The sequence below is a fragment of the Deltaproteobacteria bacterium genome (genome assembly GCA_029210625.1).
Classification (GTDB): Bacteria; Myxococcota; Myxococcia; order SLRQ01; family SLRQ01; genus JARGFU01.
The window spans coordinates 24,233-31,079 of the sequence record JARGFU010000043.1; the positions used below are offsets into that span (position 1 = coordinate 24,233).

A 6,847-nucleotide genomic window follows, 5' to 3' on the forward strand; every position below is an offset into this window, starting at 1 on the left:
GCCCGAACGCTAGAGTGGCTGCGTCCTGGGTGCAAACGAGAAGCGCAGCGCCAGGAGCGCGAGGAGGACGAGGGCGAGCGCGCTCCCGGGCGCGCCGCTGGTGCTGCAGCCCGCGGTGCCGGCGCCGGTGAAGGCGCCGTCGTCCCGCGGAGGATCGGAGGGATCGAGGGGGTCGGCCGCCGGATCCTCGACCGGGGGCTCGCCGGGCGGAGGATCCTCGGCCGGAGGATCGGTCACCCCCGGAGGGTCCCCGGCGGGCGGATCCTCGGCCGGGGGATCGGGCTCCGGCGGCGGCTCGAGCGGATCGGGGGTGAGCCGCACGGCGTCGGCCATGATGTGCTGGTCGGCGGGGACGCTGACCTCGGCGTTGTCGTAGACCGCGAGGAACTGACCCCGGCCGGCCCCGAACTCGAAGCTGCCCAGGGAGACCCAGCCGCCGCTGCCCAGGGTCTGGTCCTGGACGATGGCGTGATCGCCGGCGGCGGTGTGCAGGAGGTAGGGGGTGTCGGCGTAGACCGCGTAGGCCGGATCGGTGCTCACCTCCACCCGGTAGCGGCCCGCCTGCTCGGGGTGCAGCTGCCACCAGGCCCAGTTGCTCGGCAGGTCGGAGCGGAAGGCGTTCGTCCAGCGCAGGTGGCCGCCCTCGCCCGAGCCATCGACCTCCCGCCAGTACTGGCTGGGGCCGAAGGCCTGGAAGCAGGAACCCTGCTCGTCGACGGTCCCGCCCCCGGGGCCGAGGACCTTGCAGGGGGGGCGGCTGGCGCAGTGGCCGGGCCGCCGCCGCTTGCCGGTGCCGCTGCCGGCGAAGACGCCCCAGTGGTTGGCGACCGCCCGGTAGGAGCCGCCGCCGTTGTTCCCCTTCGCGTCGTTCAGGTAGCCCGCGCCCTCCTGCCACATCTGGCTGGAGCCGCCGCCGTCGAGGTTGAAGGCGACGTGGGCGCCGAGCTTCCCCATCACCTCGGCCAGCTCGGCCCCGTACATCCCGGCCGAGAGGCTGGTGCGTCCATCGACCACCAGCAGGATGAGGGTCTGGCGATCGGCCGTGATCCCCATCGCGGTGCGCGGGTGGCGGGTTCGCATGTCCGAGCGATCGGGGAAGCAGTCGCTCGCGGTCGGGCTCGAGCACGTCACCGGCGCGCCGTCGACCACCAGCTCCGGGAAGCCGCTGACCAGGGCCAGGGTCCCCGGGGGCACCTCGGCGGTGACCCGGCCGGGCGAGAAGCCGGTGGCGGGGCCGCCGTTTCGCTTCACCCGCTTCGAGTGGCTGTACTCCACCCAGTCCGGGCCGAAGGCGATCCACCCGTACTTCTCGTAGAACCACTCCGAGCCGTAGGCGGGATCGGTGCCGGTCTGCTCGAGGGGCCAGGGCACGCCGCGGCCGACGGCCTGGCCGTAGACCCGCGGCCCGGTCTTGTAGAAGTCGCCGTTCACCGCCAGCACGGCGCCCTGGCTGCTGGCCCAGGCGCCGGTGGTCTGCAGGCCGTCCGGGGCGAAGGTCGCGTCGACGTGGACCCGGTCGCTGCAGAGGTCGACCAGGGCCACCCACATCCGGGTGCTCGGGCTGCTGGTCCGGTAGTGGCGGACGGTGAGGCCGGGCTCCGGGCTGCTCTCGCTCTGCAGGCTCAGGCTCACCGCCCGGGCCGGGGAGGCGGGCGCCAGCGCCGCGAGGAGGACGAGGAGGAGGCCAGGGAGCGGGCGCAGGGTTCGCATGATCCCAAGACAGAGCAAGACCCGGACCTAAGCCAAGCCACTGGAATCAGACGGCTTCTCTCCGGGCGCCGGGCCAGGGGCGTCGGCTGGCGGGGCAGGCCGTCCAGATCCTTCGCGCCCGGCGCCGTAACGATGCGTTACGGGGCCAGCGCCGGTCCGGCGAGCACCGCGTCCAGGCCGCAGGCGCGGGGAGGGCGGCCGGTCTCGGCCTCGACGGCGGCCCGCAGCGCCGGGAGCCGGGCGGCCGCGGGCAGCCGCAGGGCCTCGGCGATCGCCTCGCTCCCCGGCTCCATCCGGTAGCGGCGCAGGAGGCGCTGCTCCCGCTCGGCGGTGGGGAGGCCCGGCAGGGTCTCGAGCTCGACCAGCAGATCGCAGAGGCGCTGCCAGTCCCCGGCGGCGCTGCCCGCGGGGTGGGGGCCGAGCAGGCGCTGGAGCGGGGGGCACTGATAGACCGCGTCGCCGCTGGCGTGGGCCGAGCGCAGCAGGCGGGCGTAGCGCTCCTCGGGGGCGGCCGCGAGCACCGCCGCGAGGATGTCCCGGGCGCCCCGGCCGGGGCTCTGCTCGTCGAAGTCCTCGAAGGCCAGCGCCACCTTCTCCTCGTCGCCGAGCGAGGGATCGAGCTCCCGGGCGGCGGCGGCGGCGCAGAGATCCTCGAGGTCGGCCTCGACGCCCCCGTAGATCCCCGAGAGGGCGAGGCCGACGCCCGAGAGGAAGAGGAGGGCGAGGAGGATCGCGAGCCGGTTCGATCTCACGGCGCCGCCTCCTCCGCCGGCGCCGGCGGCGCCGCGGGCTCCGGCTCGGGATCGGGCGGGACGTAGGGGGGCAGCGAGTCGGGGGGCGCGGCGCCGAGCTTGATCAGGGCCTTGCGGTAGTAGCGGGCCTCGAAGGTGAAGCCGAGCTGCTTGGAGAGCTGCTCCATCCGCTCGAAGCGGGCGGTGAGCTCGCAGTCGGTGCTCCAGCAGAGCTTCTTCAGGCAGGAAGGGCAGAGGTGGATCGGGCGGCCCTCCGACTCGTCCAGGCTGTTGCTGCCGTTCTCGAGGCACTCCCAGGCGACGCAGTGCGAGACCGAGAACATGTGGAAGATCTCGTGGGTGGCGGTGGCCGCCGTGCTCATCAGGGTGTCGCGGTAGGCCTCCTCGCTCTCGGAGGGATCACCGAAGCGGGCGATGGACCAGACCCCAACCCCCTGGCGGTAGCTGGCCATCCCGAAGACGAAGTTCCAGCTCGGCTCGGGGAAGAGGTCCACGGTGGTCAGGCCGAGGTAGGCCATGGCGTCGGCGGGGATCCGGGGGAGGAGCAGGTCGTTGAGCAGGAAGCGGGCGTCGAGCTGCTTCACGCCCCAGCTGGGATGGACGCGCCTTGCCTCCTCCGGGACGGCCGAGAGGGGGATGGGCGGCAGCAGCTTAGTCGGCAGGCCGAAGAAGGCCTCGGTCCACCGCAGGGTGTCGTCGATGAGCCGCTGCTGGGTCTCGTCGAAGTCGCCGATGGGCTGCAGGTAGAGGGTGCGGCGCTCGGGGGTGGGGCGCCGGGGGTTCGAGGCGAGGTACTCGGCCACCGGCTGGCCGGGCTCGGAGTGCTCGTAGAGCCAGTCGCCCGGGATGGGGGCGCCCATCGCCAGGAAGAGGGGCTTGAGCTCGTCGTAGGGCGGGCCGAGAGCCTCATGGCGCAGCGCGGCCGCCGCGTGCTTCTTCGGCTTGCGCGCGAGGCCCGCGGCGGCGGCGCTCCGGCGCTTCAGCGTGGCCACCCCCCCGAGGAGCAGGACGAGGGTGCACAGGAAGGTGATGGCCAGCAGGCCCCGCCGCGAGAAGAGCGCGCCCTGGCGGCTGCTGGCCGGCGCCTCAGGCATCGCCGCCCCCCTCCACCACGAAGAGCGCGCGCTGGCGCGGGCCCGGCGCGAGGGGCGAGAGCAGGCCGAGGAGGTGGCGGACGAAGGTGACCGCCTCGCGCTCGTCGACGCCGCTTCGCGCAAGGAGGGCCGAGCTCCGCGCCAGGACCACCGCGAGAATCGTCTCGTCCGGGCGCGGCGCGTCCTCCGAGAGGACGCCCTGCTCGAGCAGGTGGGCCCGGAGCTGCGCCTGCTTCTTCTTGTTGAAGCGGATGGAGGCCTCCTCGAGGGCCGCGAGGAAGGCCTCGGCGTCCGGGCCGCGCTCCTCGAAGATCGCCCGCACCCGCTCCTCGAGCGCACCGCTGACGGCGCCGCTCTCGCGAACGTCGCGCCAGCACAGGGGCCGGCCTCGCCCGTGGCGCCAGGCCGCGAGGGTCTCCTCGAGGAGCTTCCCGCGCAGGTCGAGGAGGGCGGGGAGCTCGGGTGCCAGGAAGGGAGCCCGGCCGGGGAGGCCGGGGTCGCCCCACGCGCTGCGCCAGATGCCGAGGGTCCGTACGCCCTGCAGGAGCAGGGCGTGGACCGCCGGGAGGTCGTCGGGCAGCAGGTGGAGGAGGTGCCAGGCCTCGGCGATCCGGTGTCCCTCGGGGCGGGGGATCTTCAGGAGGCGGGCGTAGGCGTCGGCGTCCCCGCCCGGCGGCGGAGCGGGGGGCGCGAGGGCGTCGGCGGCGGAGGGGGCGATGGAGCGGCCCTCCCCCCAGTCCTCGGCCACGAGGCCGGCGCGGATCGGGAGCGTGTTGAGGAGGGCCTCGCCCTCGTCGCCGCGGCGACGCGCGGCCTCTCTCCATCGCTCGAGCTCCTCGGGCTGGGCCGTGAAGTAGAAGATCTGCCTCCCCCCCGCAGCCAGCTCGAAGAGGGTGCCGGCGACCTCCTCGAAGCGGTGGGGGTCGGTGGTCGAGAGCAGCTCGTCGAGGCAGAGGGGGAGGGCCGGGCCCCCCTTCTCCCGGGCCTCGATGGCGGCGAGGCGCGCCGCGAGCAGGAGGTGAACCCGGGTGCCGCTCGAGAGCTCGTCGAGGGTGCGCGGCAGCTGCTGCGAGGTGTCGAGGGCGGTGAAGGTCCCCTCCACGTGATCGATCTGGAGCTCCCACTGGTGGTCGGTGAAGTCGGCGAAGAGCCGGCAGGCCCGCTCGAGGCGCTCGGGCCGGTGATCGGCGACGAAGGCGTCGCGCGCCTCCACCAGGAAGAGGTCGGCCAGCGCCCGGGCGAGGGCCTCGTCGCGGGCGCGCTCGAGGGCCGCGGAGGCGGCGTGGAGCTCGGCGCGGGCCTCCTGCATGGCGCTCGCGTCGCCGGCCTGCTTCACCATCATCTTGATGTCGGAGATCCGATCGCTCACCCGGGCGAGGCTCTCGGCCTCCCCCTCGAGCCGGGCCTTCAGGGTCTCGAGCTGCTCCCGGGTGACGGCCTCGCGGTCGACGCCCAGGGGCGCGAGCGCCTCGTCGGTGAGGCGGGCCTCGCTGCGGGCGAGCTCGCCCTCGGCCACGCGCAGGGCCTCCTCGAGGGCGTCGAGCCCGGGCCGGGCCGAGGCGAGGCGGTGGAGGGTGGCCTCGTCCCCGGCGGCGACGCCCCAGCCCGCCCAGGCGGCGGTGAGCTCCTCCTCGCGGCGCGCGAGGGCCTCGCCGTCGCGGGTGAGGCGCCGCTCGGCCTCCCGCCGCTGCCGGCGAAGGTCGTCGAGCCGACCGGCCCGCCGCTCGACCTCCTCCAGGCAGTGGACCAGCCCCTCGGCCGTGCCGGGGAGCTCGACGCCCAGGCCCTCCAGCCAGCCGCCGAGGGCGCGCCGGTCGGACTCGAGCTCCCCCTCGAGGGTGGCGACGGCCTGACGCTGGCGGGCGAGCTCGCTGCGGGCCTCGACCAGGCGGATGATCCGCTGGGCTCGCTCGTGGGCGGTGAGGGCCGGGAGCTCGGGGGAGAGCCCCAGGGCCAGGAAGGTCTCGGCCGCCTCGTCCTGCAGCTTCGCCGCGGCCTCGTCGAGATCGCCCGAGCGCAGCCGGGCCCGGGAGAGCTGCTCGTCGGTGGTCTGCCGGCCGGCGAGCGCCTCCCAGGCTTCGGTGAGGCGAGCGGTGACCGCCTCGCGGGTCCAGGCCTCGGGCAGGACCCCGGCCCGGGTGGCGGCCTCTTCCAGGGCGGCGCGCCGCCCGGTGTCGCGGGGCCGGCTCGTCCAGCGAGCCAGGAAGAAGCTCGCCCCGCCGAGGACGATGACCCCGCCGAGGAGCCCGAGGAGGGTGGGCAGGCGCAGGCCCAGGAAGATCGCGCCGAGGAGCGCGCCGAGGCCGACGCCGGCGAGGAGGGTGAGGACGAAGAGGAGGCCCCGCCCGCGCCCCGCGGGCTCGGGGCTCACGATCAGCCAGTCGCGCAGGGCCTCGCTGCCCTGGCGCAGGGCGAGGACGTCCTCCGGGAGCGAGCGCTGCCGGGTCGCCTCCTGGTCGCGCTCGAGCCACTGCTCGAGCTCGACCACGATCCGCCTCGCGCCCTCGCGCTCGGCGAGCTTGCCGGTGAGCTCCTCGAGGGCGTGGTGCAGCTTGCGGACCTGCTCCTCCTTCAGCGGCCCCTCCGGGGACTCCCCGGGCGGCGGGCCGAAGAGGGCGCGGCCCATCTCCGCCTCGTCCTCCCGGGCCGCCTCCAGGGCCGCCCGGGCGCGCTCGAGCTCGCCCGCCCGCTGGCGGAGCGCCTCGGCCTCCGCCCGGCGGGCCTTCACCGCCTCGGCCGGAGGCGCCTCGCTCGCGAAGGCCGCCTGCGCCTCGTCGTCCTCCAGCTGGGCGACCTCGCCCCGGGTCTCGGCGAGCGCCGCCTCGGCCTCGGCGCGCGCCCGCCGCAGCGAAGCCAGGCGGGCCGGCGCGTCTTCCTCGACCGCCTCGATTCCTTCCTCCAGCGAGGCGCGCTGCCGCCGAAGCTCGGCCAGGCCCTGACGCAGCTCGAGGAGCTCGAGGAGGGCCTCCACGGTGCCGAGCTCGCGGGTGGCCCGAAGAGCGCGATCCCGCTCGCGGCCGAGCGCGGCCAGCTGCTCCTCGTCCCGGGCGAGCTCGCCGGCGTCGGCGCGCAGGCGCCGCAGGGTGTTGCGGGCCGCCTCGTGGCGGCGGGGCTCGGCGGCCCGCGCGGCCGAGGGAGAGACGAAGGCCTTGCGGGCCGCCTCGAGATCGATGCCGCCGAAGAGCTCCTCGGCGAAGCGGGCGGCGAGCGCCTCGTCGTCGGCCTCGCTGAGCTCGGAGAGGTCGAGGGCGTAGAGCTCGGGTTCGTAGGCGAGGGGGGGTCGGGGCAGCT

Annotated in this window: 4 protein-coding genes; all 4 read right to left on the reverse strand. The window is 75.5% G+C overall.

Going from position 1 to position 6,847, the window contains the following annotated elements; translation table 11 throughout:
• Window positions 1-9 precede the first annotated feature (9 nt).
• Window positions 10-1,710 (reverse strand): phosphodiester glycosidase family protein, encoded by a 1,701-nt coding sequence (locus P1V51_23870; protein ID MDF1566093.1) that lies wholly within the window; start codon window positions 1,708-1,710, stop codon window positions 10-12.
• 137 nt (window positions 1,711-1,847) lie between these two features.
• Complete coding sequence (locus P1V51_23875; GenBank protein ID MDF1566094.1) at window positions 1,848-2,462, reverse strand: hypothetical protein; 615 nt, start codon at window positions 2,460-2,462, stop codon at window positions 1,848-1,850.
• Window positions 2,459-3,556 (reverse strand): archaemetzincin, encoded by a 1,098-nt coding sequence (locus P1V51_23880; protein MDF1566095.1) that lies wholly within the window; start codon window positions 3,554-3,556, stop codon window positions 2,459-2,461. The genes P1V51_23875 and P1V51_23880 overlap by 4 nt, the downstream gene beginning before the upstream one ends.
• On the reverse strand, window positions 3,549-6,847 hold a 3,299-nt coding region (locus P1V51_23885; GenBank protein MDF1566096.1), incomplete at its 5' end, for a hypothetical protein. The genes P1V51_23880 and P1V51_23885, both read right to left, overlap by 8 nt.

Bases quoted from the DNA above. Each gene is read 5' to 3' on its own strand.
- P1V51_23870 (MDF1566093.1), bottom strand. From the start codon at position 1,710: ATGCGAACCCTGCGCCCGCTCCCTGGCCTCCTCCTCGTCCTCCTCGCG.
- P1V51_23880 (MDF1566095.1), bottom strand. From the start codon at position 3,556: ATGCCTGAGGCGCCGGCCAGCAGCCGCCAGGGCGCGCTCTTCTCGCGG.